Here is a 16,530-nt window from a genome sequence, read left to right as displayed (position 1 = left end):
AGATAATCAGCTATTATCCATCATTAATATAATACTACACATTTCAGCAATTTACACCAATTTTTTTTACAAATAACTTTTATATTTTTCATTTTATACTTTTTTCTTCTAAAAAGACATTTTTCTCTCTATTAATATACATTTTTCTTATTTTTTTACCCAAAAATCTACTTTCTGAAAAAAATCTAATATTATCCGCTACACCATATATGATATAGTCAACAACTTACAAAGGACTATTTACTATGGATAAAATCAGACAAGCCTTAAAAACAACATATAACTATTCAGATTATGAATTGGAATTAGTAAAGTATACATTACTTTCCATTGCATCTGAATTTAGCAAGATACTATTGCTATATATTTTTTACATTATTATTGGTAAAGTTTTAAGTTTTACCGTATTTATACTTTTATTATCATTAATTAGATTTAACAGTGGTGGCTTTCATTGTAAACATTATACAACCTGTTTGCTGTTAACTTTCGTGATATCTTATCTGGCAGTAGTTATCCTTCCACAATTAATAACTCCGGATATCTTATTTATTCAATTTTTTACTATTGTCTGTATCCTAATTAACTATTACATTGGTCCAATAGTTTCACCTCTTAGACCATCTCCAAATAGCGTATTGTTAAAACACTGTCAGAACAATAGTTTTCTTATTATATTTGCTTTTTTTATAATAGTTAGCATTTTCAATAGCCATAGCATAATATATCAATATTTAATTATTGGCTTTTGGACTATCATATTACACACATGTCAAATGATGTTTGCTAAAATTCTAATGTTCAAAGGAGGTCGTAAAAATGTTTCGTAAAAAATTAAGTTTATCTTGTATGAACAAAATCTGTTGTTCATGCCTTGCATTAATGTCATTTATTCATTTTTCAGGTGTAAGTTTTCTGCTTTTTGGCGAAAGAAAATTTCCAACACCAATAGAACACTAATGCTAAAAACCCCCGAAAGTTATCAAAATGGTAACTTTTAGGGGGCTTTTACTATTCTTTATTTAATTACTGAAAAACTTATCCAGTTTTTATTATGTATTTCCTGCATTTCAACTAAAATATCAAATTTGTACTTTTTCTGTAAATCTTTTATCTTAGCTAAACCTATTCCTCTATTTTTGCCTTTTGTAGAATAATTATACTGAAAGAATTTTGCAATCTCATCATTCTCATAATAAGGGCTTACATTTTTAACCCTTATTTCAACCTTTTGTTCCATTGCGAACATTTCCAGAATAATACTTTTATCTTTTTCTTTACTCAATGCTTCCACTGCATTATCCAAAAATATTCCTACTATTTCAATACAGTCAAGCACTTCTATCGCTAACTCTGCATCCGGAACAGATAAATTAAATTCTATATTTATTCCTGCTGCCATAATCTCATTCACTTTTCGATATAAGAATCCAGCTAATACAGGTTGCTCTACAGAATGCAATATTTTGACAACTTTATTTTCGTCTAATAATTTGTCTATATATTTTCTTTGTTCCTTTTCTGCTTTTATATCTGACAAACCATATAATGCATTAATCTGATTTTTGAAATCATGTTGCTTTTTTCTTGATATTTCAACTAAAGCATTATATTCTTCACTATAACGATTTGACAATTTTATCTGCTCCTGTTGATATTTTGTCTCCCTTTCCATTTCTTTCCATCTTAATAAAATACAGGCTATTATTGAAGCAAACGTTACAATAATTACATATAAGTCAGATTGTATTTTGTTACTATCCTTTATTCTATACATACAATATCCATATATGAACATTACCAGTATAAACGTTATATTTAAAATCAACTCTTTTCTTGCTAGGAATTTATAAACACCATATAGAAATTCTGTTCTACTTATTAGTACAATAGCCATCAAAACACCAGTGTTAATTACCAAAACCATTATGTTTTCACTTGCTTTACAGTAATCTCCTATATAATACACCGGAAGAGCAATTATCATCTGAATCAATCCTGTAAATATCATACTTAATATTGCCGTAAAAATTGCTGTTTTTAAAGGCTTTTTAAATTTGATATATACATATAGAATATACAAAACATATATAACAAAATATGACTTTGTTGTAATTACCTCTCTATCCAACATTCCCATAAACGTAACTTCTATAGCAATCCATACAACTGTTTTAATATCTGCCTTAATTTTCACACCATAAATACTACTTATACATATTACCAAGGAAATAATTTCTAATAACCAATATATTCTTTCTAACATTTGAAAAAGTCCTCTAAAAATTTTTTCTTCAACTTGGGTCCTATTTCCAATGTTCCAAAACCATCTACCAACATAACATATCTATTTGACTTATCTATCCCTTCTATATACTCAGCGTTCACTATTGTATTATTACTACATCTGAGAAACTTTTTTGAATTCAGCTCTAATAATATCTTTTTGTTAGATTTATAAGGTGTTGGCATTACCTTTCCATTCTTGCATTTTATGTAAGTAATTCTGTTATTTGTTTGAAAATATACAATATTTTTTGTTTTGATAGAATAAATGACTCCATCATCTTTGTAATAATAAAAATCTTTAGCTTTTTTGGGTGTTGTATATTCTAATGCCTCAACTACTGATTTCTTAAATTCTGCATAATCATAAGGCTTTTCATAATATCTGAAACAATGTAGATTAGAATAAGCATGAAATTTAGGATCTTCTAGAGACGTTGTTACTATAATTGGTGTGAATTTATAACCATTAATTGAGCGAATGCTTTCTATGAATTTTAGCCCTGATATATCAGCAAACACTTTGGTATTCAATATAATATCTACAATAAATAGGTCTATATTATACTCCAATGCATATCTATATGCCTGTTCACTATTCTTTGCCTTATGTATATAGACATCTTTAATATCTTTCAGTACCTCGCATAGCTTCTCCATATTTTTATTATTATCTTCTACTATTAAAATTTGTTTATCTGAAGTATTCATACGCATTACCTGCCACCTATTGTATTTCTTTTAAATCTTTCTCTAATTTTATCATAAGTTCTTTGTATTTATTTTCATCCAATCTGCATAAACACGCTATCAGCCTAGTAACCATTAAAAATTTTGTTTCATCATTCATATATTCGAGTTCCAGTTCATAATGTTTTTCGTCGTTGACTGTACCAAATAAAATATAATCCGATGATACTCCAAACTCTTTATGCAACTTTTCCAAATGTTCGATAGTAATATTGTTTCGTCCACTTTCCATTCTTTGATATGTTGAATACGATATATCTAATCTTTCCGCCATTTTCTCCTGTGTTAAATGTTGCCTATCTCTTACACTTTTTAATCTTTTTGCTTTCTGCCTGTCTTTTCTTGATATCATTTTCTTGTCCATATAACTATACCACTCCCGCTTTTTTCACTAAATGATTTTAAATTCTTTTTCGTGTATTCACCATTGCACAAGGTAGCACGTCACACGCTACTTTATGTCATATGCGTTCATAGTATATTTATGCCACTTATAAAAAAATATATGAGTACTATGCCATAAGCATAAGTAACTCATATATTATCATTTTCATCTTTTTATTTGTTTTCGTTGCCATATTTATTATTTGCTCGTCAGTTACCCGCACTACATTTGTATTTACAAAATTTCCAAATAAATAATCAGCTGATATATCCAATACCTGCATCAACAAGTATATATGATCTATTTTGCAGGCACTTTTTCCTAATTCAATATTTGAAACCTGATCTGCTGATATTCCCAAAATATCAGCCAATTCGCTTTGTGTCATATTATTGCTTTTTCTACTTATTTTTATCCTCTCTCCCATTTTTTTAATTTGCTCATAATCTAAATAATCGTATTTCATTATATTTATCTCCAGGTATTAAACTTATTCTTCTCTCAGTCTGATTATTTCCACCAAAATGTGCTCCACTGCGACCTGTTCCTTACTATCTAATTTTTTCACTAATTCAATAATAAAATCAGGAACTGTTTGTTGATTACTGTCATTTAATATGTAATCACAACTAACGTTTAGTGCTTTAGAAATTTTATATAACACATTTGCCGAAAACCCTTTCCTACCTGCTTCAATTTCATATAAGAATTTAGTTGAAATATTTGCCTCTTCCGCCAATTGTTCAACTGTATAACCTTGGTGTATTCTGAGACCTTTTATTTTTTCACTTGAGTGCATATAATTCATATCTTATCCCCTTATTCTATTGCTTATTATTATACCAAAATTAAATAGTATCACGTATATTTTTAAGACATACATTTATAAAACAATAAAATAATTATTTATGTATTTTATTATACAATATTTTACTTTTTTATTTGAATAAGTAACCTTTTCAAAAATTTTTTTCTATATTATTCTATTTTCACGTTTTCCTCAAAAAAAGCTGCCTTTTCAGGCAGCTTAGAAGAGGTTGAAAAACCATATATTATTAGTATTTGCTTAGTTCTAATAATTCTGTAAGAATTTTTTTTACATTTGGAATTTGTGATGCATCAAAAGATTCTATAAGTGTAATTACTTCCTGATCACAAGTGTAATCACCTCCACCTGTCATAATATAATCACAAGAAACATCTAATGCTTTACAGATATTTAATAATGTATGTGCAGACATACCTTTATGGTTATTTTCTATTTCATACAAAAACTTTGTTGATATCCCAGCATACTCTGCAAGTTCCTCACGCGTGAAATGATTTAATTCTCTGGCATATCTTACTCTTGTACCAGCATTTGCACATTTTTCCATAGTAATGTTTCTCCCCTATCTTTTGTGTTATTATTACTATAAAATAAAAATACATCTTGGTGAACCAACTATAGTTCACACTTTATCGAACTATAATTCACTATCGATGTTCCATATCAAGTAAGTTCACTCGTATTAACGGATGTGTACATATTAAATCATAGCTTTTAGATGTTCTTACAGCCGACAAATAATAGTTTGTGCAAACACACTATCTCTTGCCTAACTTTTGCAACCAAAAATACCAAGATGCTTATTACATCACCTTGGTATTCGTTAGGAGTATTTCAAAATACAATTGGTATTGATTTTGCTTTACATATATTTCTTTAATTGTTCCACTCTATCCATTCTTTCCCATGGAAGTTCAATATCTGTCCTTCCGAAATGTCCATATGTTGCAGTCTGCTTATAAATTGGCTTTCTTAAATCTAACATTTTTATAATGCCTGCCGGTCTTAAATCAAAATTTTCTTTTACAATGTCAACAAGTTTTTCATCACTTATTTTTCCTGTTCCAAATGTATCCACCATAATAGATGTTGGCTGTGCTACACCAATTGCATACGATAACTGAATTTCGCACTTATCTGCTAATCCTGCTGCAACAATATTTTTTGCTACGTATCTTGCTGCATATGCTGCTGAACGATCCACTTTTGTGCAGTCTTTTCCTGAAAATGCACCACCTCCATGACGTGCATATCCACCATATGTATCTACAATAATCTTACGTCCTGTAAGACCACTGTCACCATTAGGTCCACCAATCACAAAACGTCCCGTTGGATTAATAAAAAATTTAGTATCTTCATCAATCATGTCCTTCGGAAGAACCTCGTCAAATACATATTTCTTTATATCTTCGTGAATCTGCTCCTGTATCACATTAGCATCATGCTGTGTAGATAGTACAACTGCATCCAGTCTTGTCGGTTTTCCTTTCTCATTATATTCTACAGTAACCTGACTCTTTCCATCCGGTCTAAGATATGGTAATGTTCCATTCTTCCTTACTTGTGTAAGTTTTCTTGTAAGCTTATGAGCCAATGATATAGGATATGGCATGTATTCTTCCGTTTCATTTGTTGCATAGCCAAACATCATGCCTTGATCTCCCGCACCTATTTTCAAGTCATCATCAACAATCTTATTTTCTTTTGTTTCTAAAGCCTGATTTACTCCAAGAGCAATATCTTCTGATTGCTTATCTAATGTAATTATGACATTACAATCATCACAATCAAAACCATATTTATTATTATTATATCCAATATTCCTTATTGTTTCTCGTACTACCTTATCAATATTTACATATGCATTTGTTGTTACTTCTCCCATAACCAGAACAAGATTTGTTGTGATTGCTGTCTCACATGCAACATGGCAATTGGGATCTCCTTCTATTAACTTGTCCAATATTGCATCCGAAATTTGATCACAAATTTTATCCGGATGCCCTTCTGTCACTGATTCTGATGTAAATAATCTCTTTTCCATTGTATTTCCCTTTCCTTATTCAGTATTTTTTTACTATGGTTTCTCTTGATTTGTATCTTTTATATTTCCCATATTCCAGAAATCACTTCATCTAATATACTTATTCACTGTATTTTAAAATGCTTTTCCTAATCTCCGAATTTACTATTATCTATAATATCTAATTTAATTCCTTCATTAGCTTTATTATAATAACCACGTAGCCGCCAAAAACTTTCCATATTTTTTATTATATTTTCTAATATTTATTGGATATTTTTCATGTTTCTTTGACAAATTACGTTTTTGACCTATTTCAAAGGATAATATCTTCACTCACTGTAATTCATTCATAAGTTTCAATATTCCTTCCACTTTACTATATAAATTCTTTCACTTTGCGATTATAAATTTTTTTCTAACATTTCTAACAAAAAAGCTTTCTCCCTCTCTTTAATATTAAATAATTGTTCTTGAACTCTTAACACATCTTTACTACTTTTTGTAAAATTACACTTAATAAATAAATTACGTATTGCAACCATTTCATCATTCATTGACTCATATTTATTTTCTATACTAAATTTTTCATCTTTTTTCTCAAATAAAAATTTATTTATATATTCAATTAAGAGTGTTCCTATTTGCATGTGATTACACATAACATGAAATGTTCTATAATCGTTATAATTGTAATCACTTTTAATTAATGTTTTGCATTCCTTTTCTAATATTTTATATACACCTATACCGTAAATAGTTGTCTCTTCAGCTACTTGCTTAACATTTTTTTTATTTATTTTTTTTAAATTACATTTTTGTTCTAAATAACATAATATAAGATTTTTCAAATCATGCTTATTTAATTTGAAATCAATATTTTTATCAAAATATATAGCATCAATAGGATTATTTCCATTATTTTCTACTGATATTTTTATTTCTTCAAAAGAAATCTCCTTAATCAAATATTTTCCTTGTTCGAAATTATCAGCTACATAAAATATTTTTTTTTCAATATCATATCCAAAAACTGTTGCACAATCATGTAAAAAATGTTCTTTCATATATCTTTGAGATGAACTTATATAAAAATGATCAATATACACATGAATATATAAACTATTTTCAATCATTGCAATAAATGTATTAACAACACCTTGTTTTTTTATTAATCTTTTTAAGCTAAAACTATGCACATAATCGTCTATATAATATTTCCAATTAAAACCTGCTACTTTATTTTTTTTACAATAGGATATAAGAAAATGATTGAATATTATTAACGAAGTATACGTGCTGTCACACATCTGGATAGCAACATTTCCTGCTACCCCACTAAATGCATCAATTATTGGTGGATAATTAAAAGGCAACTTCTTCATATATCTTTGTCTCTCTTTCAATATTCATATATTACAATCATATATATATATTTTTTTTATTTAAATAAACTATAGAACTTTTTTAGTATACTTATTATTCTTTCGTTTATAATAACTTGCATTTTAACATTCTATTATCAAAATAAAAATACTCTCAAATTCGATTTTCCTATTATGTACATATTATCATCAGAAACTGAGTATTAATTTAATTTCGCACATCTTCACTTTTTTATAAAAAAAGATGCTAGTATAGATTTGATAGCTATACTAACACCTATATATTATAAAATTTTATATTCACCTAAAAACAATTTGCATATTAATATTTTTTATACTTGGTAATTACATTATTACAAAAAATATTAAAATTCTTTCTCATAACTTCTAAAAAATTCATAATAAGTACGCACATTTTCCAACTCAGTCCATTTTTTCAAATCAACAGGATTTTCATCTAAATCATATATTTTTGCTCCTTGCAAAGCTAACAAAAATGGGGAATGCGTAGATATAATAAACTGACATCTAAAAAATCGTACTGACTCCTCAATAAATTGTTTTAGTTCTAATTGACGTATTGGCGACAGACTATTCTCCGGCTCATCTAATATATATACACCCTCACATTGCATTTTCTCTGTAAAATATTTAAATGCACTTTCTCCATTTGAATATTCTCGTATATTATCTATTAGATTTTCTCTTATATACCTAGATTGAGTTAATTTGCGAGCATTGGTTACTTTCTTTAATTGTTCATAATCTTCCATTGACCTAAACTTAAATTTAGAGTATTTAGCATCTAAATACTCTTCAAATAATTCTTCTCTTTTCATGTCTATTCCCTGATTCAAATTACGTATGTTCAACATATAGTCAAATACATCATCACTTGTAATAATCCTACTATCATGAGGAAGTCTTTCTTTAATGACAACACTGCACAAATTAAGATAATTTGGGTAAAAATTTGTTTTATTAAAAATGGAATCTCTTTGCACTTGCAATTTTTCCGCAATAACATTTAATACTGTCGATTTTCCAGAACCGTTCCCACCATACAAAATGGTAATCGGTTCAAAATCAATTCGTTCAAATCCATGTTTTGATATTACCTTAAATGGATAAACAGAATCATAACAAGTTCTCTTTTCTTTGTATAAAAAATCCCATTCCACCTCTGAGTCAGGAAATGTAAAATAATCCACATAAATCATATTGTTCACAGTAATATTTTATATATCACAATCCTCCATTCTAAATTTGACCAACTATTCTTGAATCAATCTTTCCACTATAAAACATTGATAGTGCAAAAATGTTTTTTATATTGTATCACATACCTATCGTTTTTACATATTTTTTTATAATAAATTATTCGTTATAGTAATTGTTATTCTGATCCCATACTGAATCCCAGCTAATTACTTAATTCATATAATAACTATTTCAGTTTTTGCATCTTATAATCAACGTATGATACGAAAGCATCTATTGTTTTAAATTTTTTTGCTAACATTACTTCAATATCAAATTCTATTCCAAACACTTTCTCAATTTCTGCAACAACCTTAACAAAACTTATTGAATTTAATCCAAAATCAGACAATTCATCATCATTTTTTATATGTTCTATATTTTCTGTTGATTCGATATTTTTTCTAATAATATTTCTGATACACTCAATTTCCCTTTTCTCCATTTTTATTACTACCACTCCTATAAATTTATTAATTTTATATATTTGTAAAACAACAAAATCACAAGGGATTGGTTTTTATCTCGTTGCAAAATAGCTCCTCACTAAATATGATACAGTGTAGTTGCTGAAAATTATAAACCAATACCCAAAAGATGTTCATCTAAAAAGCACCATCACATATATTATTAAATAAATCCGTATGTTTGATCTGTTTTCTCAAAAATGTCATAATAAAATCACTGTTCATTTTTTGATATACTTCATTTCACTGTAGAACGGAGCACTATTTATAAAACTCGTACCTCAATCAAAAAAGTTAATCAAATCAAAAAAATTTTGTCTTAGTTATCACACTTATAAGGCAAGCCAAACATGCAAATTTAATACTCACTTGTATTACCCAATTAATAACCTTGGTTTTAACATAAACATTCAATTTTTTAATCATTTTATTTCTTAACTCAATAAAGCACATCTTAGTTTATGCAATTACCTTTTTTCTCTGAAACATAGTGATTGATCACCTTTTTAATTTATTATTTGTCTTCTTTACTTAATTGAATTTATACTACTAAAGTTCCTAATATTTTTAGATTGAAATAAGAATTACACAACATTAATTTGCTTATTTTTTAAAAATTTAATAAAAATACATTCTATGAATGTAAATTAAATTTTACTTTTCCTTGAAATTCCACAAATGATTTAATATTATTAACTACATGAATTGCTGGTATATTAAAACGTACAATGCATTTCTTTTTTAACATCTATTAACTCTCTGTTTTTCATATAATTATCAAAGTCATAATATGTTAAAATTTTTATTTATCATTTCATTTAACATTTATTTGTAGTATTTTCATATTACTTCTTTTTCAGATAACTCAAAAATTATTCTTTTAGTTGTTGCATCAACAATAAAGAAATTTTCTGTTCGGTTTCTTCTATTGCTTTCATATACACAAAAATACTATTTAGAGATTCTTTTTGATACACATAAGTAAACTTATATTTTATTACCCATGCTCTCACCACTTCCCAACTGTCAATTATTTCACACAGTAGTGATAGCAATTGTTCAGAATCTCCCATAAATTTATAAACTCTATATTTTTCAACGAGTTTTGCATTAATTATATCATTCAGCTTACTACTAAGCAATGTTATATTTTTTTTAAGTTCTTCCTCGTCTGCCAAAATATCTTTTAAATCACTTATAATTTTTCTTAAATTATTTAGATTATCTAAGATTGTACATTTGTGACTCCAAAAGTTTACTTTAATTGTTTTCAATACTGACGGAAACTCTTGTATAGGACTCTTATTTTCTTTATGTTTCGCATAAAATTCGTAATATGTATTTTTTTTATGCTTTCCTATAAATCTACTTACATATCCTTGATATGAGTCGTACAGTTCCTTGTATGTAATTGTATAATCTTTATACGAAAGATTATCGCGATTATTATGTTCCACAATATAAACTATATTTTTCTCGTCATTAAATCCATAAATCAATAATGTGTGTGGTAAATGTTGCTTTTTATAAGTATCCATTCTAATAGATTCATAAAAACAGTCTACCCATACAATTACAGGTTTTCCATTTATAATAGATTTTTTTACTTCTTTTACTACATCATCCACCTGCTCCCTTGCTTGAAAACCAACTCCACACGCATCCAATACACTGTTTTCATCTTGAACTGATAGGTATTCTACCTCAAACTTAATTGCTTTTTGGCTATTATCATCATATTTATAGAGAATAATGTCATTTGCAAAAAAATACCCTATATCACCTTTGAAATAAGTAATAACTGGAAATAGAGAATTATAAAAACATTCTTTATAGAAAACTTCATTAAATGGTATAATATCCTCAATTATGATTTGTGAACTACTTTGATGATTACTATCACTAAGATATTGAGCCAATTTTCTAATAGTTGAACATTTTTTTAGAATATTAGCCGACATTTTAATTCCTATATGTTCTATTCCTACTTCCATTTGTATTGCAAGTATCGAATTACCTCCAATTCTAAAGAAATCATCATCAATGTGGATAACATCAAGTCCTAAAATATCACTCCATACATTTCCTAGTTTTTGCTCTAACTCTGAATATTCTTTATCCTTTCTGCCTTCTAATTTCACTCCAACTGCTCTTTTTTGTTGCTCTTCCATTTTTAAATATACTATCTTAATGCTTCGTAAATTTGTTATTGGAATATTTTTTAATCGGTATTTCTTGTTGTTAATTGAGCCAATTATAACTTTATTGATATTTTTGTTCCATATTTTATCAAAACACCTTATTGCTTTTTTGATTTCTATTGACTTGAATATTCCATCATAATTAGCATAATTATCTACTGCCATTCCAGCATCTTTCCACACTGGCCAACTAATACTCAACGTTCTCTTCCCTTTTTTGTTTCTATAAGCTGCATATGCATCTAAATATGCGTTACCAGCAACATAATCTCCTTTTCCAACTCCACCAAGTAAAGATGCTATTGACGAAAATACTACAAAAAACTCAAGTTCATCTTGCTCTGTGAGTTTATCAAGAATCCATGTTCCCTCCATTTTTACTCCAAGAATATTCTTAAATTGTGCTTCATCTTTATTTTTGATTAAAGCATCCTTTATAATTCCTGCGCTGTGAATAATTCCACTAATCTTTCCGTATTTATCTCGAAGTTCACACAAAATCTTATTTACTGCATCATAATCCGTCACATCAAGACTATAAATAAACACTTCAGAGCCTTTTGCTTCTATTTCTTGTATTGCCAGTATTTTATTTATAACTTTAAAATTCTCTTGTCTTGCTATAATTGCATCCCATTTTTCTCTAGGTGGAAATTGCGTACGATTGAATAAAGCAAGTTTTACTGGTCCATTTCCTGCTAAATATCTACTAAACTCCAATCCAATTCCACCCATGCCACCAGTAATAATATATATACCATCTTGATGGATTTGAATATTTAAGTCTCCAATTTTACCTTCATCTAATTCATGTAATTCCTCAATAAAACGCTGCCCTTTTCGGTATGCCACCTGATAAACATCTTTTCCATATTTCAATTCTTTAACAATTTCTTCCATTTTAGTATGACAATCTATATCAATCCCTCTACAATATAAATTTGTATATTCTTGTCCTATAACTTTTCCGAGACCAAATAAAGCTGCTGCCTGAGGATATATTCGTTCTTCTTTTCTTGTAACTTCATTTACATAATTTGATACAAGAACTATTTCTATCTCTTTATTCGCCAATACAGTACACAATGCTCGTGTCATATAATACAAGCTCATAACACCATTTTTCTGACCTTCCTTGAATTGCTGCATTGTCTCAGGCTCATCACCACATAAACTTTGCAAGTGAATAATTTTTGTTAAATTATATTCCTTTATACTTGAAAATAATGCTATATAACTCTCCTCATCACATCCAACAATATATGTATTATCATCAATTTTTTCATATGCATCTCCCCGTGTTACTTCTATAAGATGTCCTTCCTGTTCTTTCAGAGTTTGGAACAATCTACTACTTTCCTTTGTTTTATTTCTAAATACAAGGATGTTTCCCAGTTCTGATGTTGTTTCTTCTGGCATAATATCTTTTTGCACCCATTCAACATTATAGAATGTATCATTTATTTCATCATCTGGTTGCATTTTTACTTGTAAATTGTTCAGTTTTACATCTTTTGCCCAACAACGTATTTTCTGATATGGATATGTCGGTAAACTTAACTTTTGATATCTTTCCCCTTGATATAACCTTAACCAATCCACATCAGCACCTTTTATATAAGCAATACAAACTTGTTCTAGCAACCTATGATATTGTTCCCCACTCTTCTCTAAATATTTTATCTTGTTATTTATATCATTACTCATTGCAAGTAATTCCTGTTCTGTGTAAGCTCCTTTTTCATATACTTCTTTATCATCTGTTATAACAATATGTTTTCCATAATAAACATCCTTAATCACAAGCTTCTCTAAATCTTTTTTTTCTTTTACTATCTCTAATATTCTTCTCAAATCACTTGCTTTTACAAATTTAACTATAAAACGATAATTGTAATGCCCTCTTCCCGTATTTGCCGTTATACATAGACTCTTTAGATCAATATTAGGCTGCGCCTTAATTACTTTATAGTACTTCTGAATTAACTCTATAATACCTTCCTCATATTGTGCAGATAATGCTAACACATACATTTCATCTTGATTTACATTCACGCTCAATTCTGGTGCTTCTTCTACAACTACATGACAATTGGTTCCACTTAATCCAAATGCACTTACTCCAGCTCTTCTCGGATAGTGTTCAAAATGCCATGATTTAAATTTATCATTTATATAAACAGCAGATTCAAGAAAATTGATATATTTATTAGGGTGTTCAAAATTAATATTAGCAGGTATTTTTTTATGAACTAATGCAAGTATAGTTTTTATTAAAGATGCAATTCCTGATGCACCACATGTGTGTCCAATATTATTCTTCACCGAACTAATTGCACAAAACTGTCGCTTTTGAGTATAATTACGAAAAGCGTCGTTTATCCCTTTTATCTCAATCGGATCACCTAATATAGTGCCTGTTCCATGGGTTTCAATATATCCTATTGTGGCTGGTTCAATATTAGCTTTATTCCATGCCTTCATTAATAACTCTGTTTGCGCTTCCGCATTGGGAGCTGTTATTCCATTAGAAGTACCATCACTATTTACTGCACTTCCTTTCAATACTGCATATATGTGATCGCCATCTTCTATGGCCTTGGATATCGGTTTTAGTAAAATCGCTCCAACACCTTCTCCCCATACCGTTCCATCTGCATCTTTGTCAAATGCTCTTACAACTCCGCTTTCCGATTCCACTCCTGATAACGCAGTCTTTTTTCGATAAAATAATAAATTCACCCCTCCTGCAAGTGCCATATCACATTCTTGGTTTATCAATCCTTGGCAAGCTTGATGTACGGCTACCAATCCTGATGAACATGCACTGTCAATTACCATTGCTGGACCTCGAAAATTAAATTGATAGGAAATTCGATTAGCTAAAAGAGATGAATATGATCCAATTATAGTTAAAATATCATTTTGACCGTAATACTTTTCATAATCGAATTCAATAGAATGATCAATTCCTACATATACACCTGTTTTTGAATTATATATCTGCTTTCCGCCATAACCAGCGTCCTCAAAGGCTTCGTAAGAAATCTCTAAAAACAATCTTTGTGTCGGATTAATTAATTCTGCTTCCTTTAATGGTATTTTGAAAAATGATGCATCAAACTTATCAATTTCATTCAAATATCCCGCTTCTAAAATAGTTTCTTTATTTTTTATATTATTCTGGATAAAAAAATCTTCAATATCTACTTTTCGTCCCTCTGGAATTTTATGAATAGAGCATTTTTTCTGCTTTATATTACTCCAATATTCTTCTTTATCATTAGCTTCTGGAAATCTTAAAGCCATTCCAATAACTGCTATACCATTTTCATTATCAGAGGTATGTCTGTAATCATCAATTTCTTTTAATTCTTTCACAAGTTTAAAAGCAATATCAGTATCAACTTTACCCTTTTGAACATCTTGTAATATAACTTTTATTAGTTCTTGTACTCTCATTTTGTCCCTTCTCTTTCCAATATTTCCTAACAATTTACTTTTTGTTACATAATTGACTTATTATATACTTTCCAACCCTTCATCTATTGATATATCACCATCTTTTAGTCTATTTAATATTTCCATCAGTCTTTGGTCTCCATCCTTTACCACCCCCATCATGTTTTTTGCTCTGCTTTTCTTAATTATCATTTCAGCAAATTGATTTATCGTACTGTATGTAAAAATATCTGCAATTTCTACCATATTAGGATATATTGCTTCAATTTCATTAAGCAATTTAATAGCTAAGATTGAGTTCCCACCAATTTTATTAAAATTATCATATACATTAATAACTGATACGCCTAATACCTTTCCCCATATATTAGCAATTTCCATTTCAACTATATTGTAGTCATCATTTTTTTTTCCAATAAGTTTTACACAGAATTTCGTATTTGATTTATCTTCATATATGTTCTCATCTATTTTTCTATATTCTTCTCTACCTCCAATTTCTGATATTACCTTTCTCTGATTTACAATCTCCTGTATCTTGCTGTTATTTTGGTGACCTTGTTCCTCAAATATGTATGATTTCTCTTCATATTCTTCATTTCGCTTTAGTCTATACTGATTCTTACACTCTGTTTTTTCTACTAGCTTTTCACTTTTCTGATGTGCGTTCCTTACTTTTTTTATTGTATAGTCTGTAACTTCTATCAAAACCTTACCACTATTATCAACTACTACAATGTCAAATGTTGCTACTTCTGCATTGGCATCTCCTCGTTCTTTACGACGTAAATAGCTATAACACTCCTTAGTAATCTGAGAATATACCTCAATACTCTTATAACGCCAAGGAAGATATAATCCTTTGCCTATTAAGTTAATTGCCGCATTCATTGCACAATCCATTAATGTCGGATGAATAAAGTACTCATTCATATCATGATTGTACTTTTCTGGCAGATTCAAATGCACCAGTACCTCATTATCGCCAGTTTGTAATTTCTCTATGACATTCCATCTTGGTCCTACATCAACCATATCAGTTTCATCATATGTATACTGCACCGCTTTCTTCTTATTACATTTTCTTTTGATTTCTAGAATATTAAAGTAGGATGCTTCCACCTCTTTTAATGGTGTGAATTTTCCTTCTGCATGTTTTATCCATTGTTCTTTATCCTTGCTGGCAATAGTAAACTTGAAATAGTCGTTATGTTTTTGTATTACCGTATGAACTTCTTTATCCATCTGAGCATCAACGACAAGCGGATGAATAAATACTAATTCCTGAATTTTCCAAGATCCACAACCAAAATGGATTTTTCCAATTTCTCCTGCCATTTCAATATACGAAACCCCTGGAACAGTATACAATCCATTTACTTTGTGTTCACTTAGAATCCAGTGTCTTGATACAGAAAATTTTGTTTTATATATTGTGTTATATATAGAATCTACTACACAGTAATCTAAAAGGGGATG

13 protein-coding genes are annotated in these 16,530 nt (G+C 28.8%); 1 reads left to right on the top strand and 12 read right to left on the bottom strand.

Annotation, left to right across the window (positions count from 1 at the left end):
- The first annotated feature begins 819 nt into the window (after nucleotides 1-819).
- Nucleotides 820-960 carry a hypothetical protein gene (locus DW006_RS12120; protein ID WP_158561139.1) on the top strand — a complete coding sequence of 47 codons (141 nt, stop codon included), beginning with the start codon at nucleotides 820-822 and terminating at the stop codon, nucleotides 958-960.
- Between the two features lie 58 nt (nucleotides 961-1,018).
- On the opposite strand, the gene DW006_RS11805 is transcribed toward DW006_RS12120, so the two are convergent.
- The 12 genes from DW006_RS11805 to DW006_RS11750 all read right to left on the bottom strand — a co-directional run.
- Complete coding sequence (locus DW006_RS11805; RefSeq protein WP_118000877.1) at nucleotides 1,019-2,266, bottom strand: GHKL domain-containing protein; 1,248 nt, start codon at nucleotides 2,264-2,266, stop codon at nucleotides 1,019-1,021.
- A complete protein-coding gene (locus DW006_RS11800; protein ID WP_117910502.1) occupies nucleotides 2,260-3,003 on the bottom strand; it encodes a response regulator in 744 nt (247 codons plus the stop codon). The genes DW006_RS11805 and DW006_RS11800 overlap by 7 nt, the downstream gene beginning before the upstream one ends.
- A 10-nt stretch (nucleotides 3,004-3,013) precedes the next feature.
- Nucleotides 3,014-3,400, bottom strand: coding sequence for a helix-turn-helix transcriptional regulator (locus DW006_RS11795; protein ID WP_117910503.1), 387 nt, complete (start codon nucleotides 3,398-3,400; stop codon nucleotides 3,014-3,016).
- Between the two features lie 148 nt (nucleotides 3,401-3,548).
- Nucleotides 3,549-3,887 (bottom strand): helix-turn-helix transcriptional regulator, encoded by a 339-nt coding sequence (locus DW006_RS11790; protein WP_117910504.1) that lies wholly within the window; start codon nucleotides 3,885-3,887, stop codon nucleotides 3,549-3,551.
- A 24-nt stretch (nucleotides 3,888-3,911) separates the two neighbouring features.
- Nucleotides 3,912-4,229: a helix-turn-helix transcriptional regulator gene (locus tag DW006_RS11785; RefSeq protein WP_118000874.1), complete on the bottom strand. Its 318-nt coding sequence runs from the start codon at nucleotides 4,227-4,229 to the stop codon at nucleotides 3,912-3,914.
- Between the two features lie 247 nt (nucleotides 4,230-4,476).
- On the bottom strand, nucleotides 4,477-4,797 hold the full coding sequence (locus DW006_RS11780) for a helix-turn-helix transcriptional regulator (protein ID WP_118000872.1): 321 nt from the start codon (nucleotides 4,795-4,797) through the stop codon (nucleotides 4,477-4,479).
- A 315-nt stretch (nucleotides 4,798-5,112) separates the two neighbouring features.
- Nucleotides 5,113-6,297 carry a methionine adenosyltransferase gene (metK, locus tag DW006_RS11775; protein ID WP_118000870.1) on the bottom strand — a complete coding sequence of 395 codons (1,185 nt, stop codon included), beginning with the start codon at nucleotides 6,295-6,297 and terminating at the stop codon, nucleotides 5,113-5,115.
- A gap of 383 nt (nucleotides 6,298-6,680) precedes the next feature.
- Nucleotides 6,681-7,661 carry a hypothetical protein gene (locus DW006_RS11770; RefSeq protein WP_118000868.1) on the bottom strand — a complete coding sequence of 327 codons (981 nt, stop codon included), beginning with the start codon at nucleotides 7,659-7,661 and terminating at the stop codon, nucleotides 6,681-6,683.
- A gap of 365 nt (nucleotides 7,662-8,026) precedes the next feature.
- Nucleotides 8,027-8,881 carry an AAA family ATPase gene (locus tag DW006_RS11765; protein ID WP_118000866.1) on the bottom strand — a complete coding sequence of 285 codons (855 nt, stop codon included), beginning with the start codon at nucleotides 8,879-8,881 and terminating at the stop codon, nucleotides 8,027-8,029.
- A gap of 227 nt (nucleotides 8,882-9,108) precedes the next feature.
- Nucleotides 9,109-9,366: an acyl carrier protein gene (locus DW006_RS11760; RefSeq protein ID WP_118000864.1), complete on the bottom strand. Its 258-nt coding sequence runs from the start codon at nucleotides 9,364-9,366 to the stop codon at nucleotides 9,109-9,111.
- An 894-nt stretch (nucleotides 9,367-10,260) separates the two neighbouring features.
- A complete protein-coding gene (locus DW006_RS11755) occupies nucleotides 10,261-15,051 on the bottom strand; it encodes an SDR family NAD(P)-dependent oxidoreductase (protein WP_118000862.1) in 4,791 nt (1,596 codons plus the stop codon).
- Nucleotides 15,052-15,111: 60 nt separating this feature from the next.
- The coding region (locus DW006_RS11750; RefSeq protein WP_199521916.1) for a polyketide synthase dehydratase domain-containing protein at nucleotides 15,112-16,530 on the bottom strand (1,419 nt) is incomplete at its 5' end.

The organism is Eubacterium sp. AF36-5BH, from assembly GCF_003460505.1.
Lineage (GTDB): Bacteria > Bacillota > Clostridia > Lachnospirales > Lachnospiraceae > Eubacterium_G.
Note: the sequence above shows the minus strand (reverse complement) of the source record. Positions and strands in the feature narration are given on the sequence as shown.

Bases quoted from the DNA above. Each gene is read 5' to 3' on its own strand.
- DW006_RS12120 (WP_158561139.1), top strand. From the start codon at position 820: ATGTTTCGTAAAAAATTAAGTTTATCTTGTATGAACAAAATCTGTTGT.
- DW006_RS11805 (WP_118000877.1), bottom strand. From the start codon at position 2,266: ATGTTAGAAAGAATATATTGGTTATTAGAAATTATTTCCTTGGTAATA.
- DW006_RS11800 (WP_117910502.1), bottom strand. From the start codon at position 3,003: ATGCGTATGAATACTTCAGATAAACAAATTTTAATAGTAGAAGATAAT.
- DW006_RS11795 (WP_117910503.1), bottom strand. From the start codon at position 3,400: ATGGACAAGAAAATGATATCAAGAAAAGACAGGCAGAAAGCAAAAAGA.
- DW006_RS11790 (WP_117910504.1), bottom strand. From the start codon at position 3,887: ATGAAATACGATTATTTAGATTATGAGCAAATTAAAAAAATGGGAGAG.
- DW006_RS11785 (WP_118000874.1), bottom strand. From the start codon at position 4,229: ATGAATTATATGCACTCAAGTGAAAAAATAAAAGGTCTCAGAATACAC.
- DW006_RS11780 (WP_118000872.1), bottom strand. From the start codon at position 4,797: ATGGAAAAATGTGCAAATGCTGGTACAAGAGTAAGATATGCCAGAGAA.
- metK (WP_118000870.1), bottom strand. From the start codon at position 6,297: ATGGAAAAGAGATTATTTACATCAGAATCAGTGACAGAAGGGCATCCG.
- DW006_RS11770 (WP_118000868.1), bottom strand. From the start codon at position 7,661: ATGAAGAAGTTGCCTTTTAATTATCCACCAATAATTGATGCATTTAGT.
- DW006_RS11765 (WP_118000866.1), bottom strand. From the start codon at position 8,881: ATGATTTATGTGGATTATTTTACATTTCCTGACTCAGAGGTGGAATGG.
- DW006_RS11760 (WP_118000864.1), bottom strand. From the start codon at position 9,366: ATGGAGAAAAGGGAAATTGAGTGTATCAGAAATATTATTAGAAAAAAT.
- DW006_RS11755 (WP_118000862.1), bottom strand. From the start codon at position 15,051: ATGAGAGTACAAGAACTAATAAAAGTTATATTACAAGATGTTCAAAAG.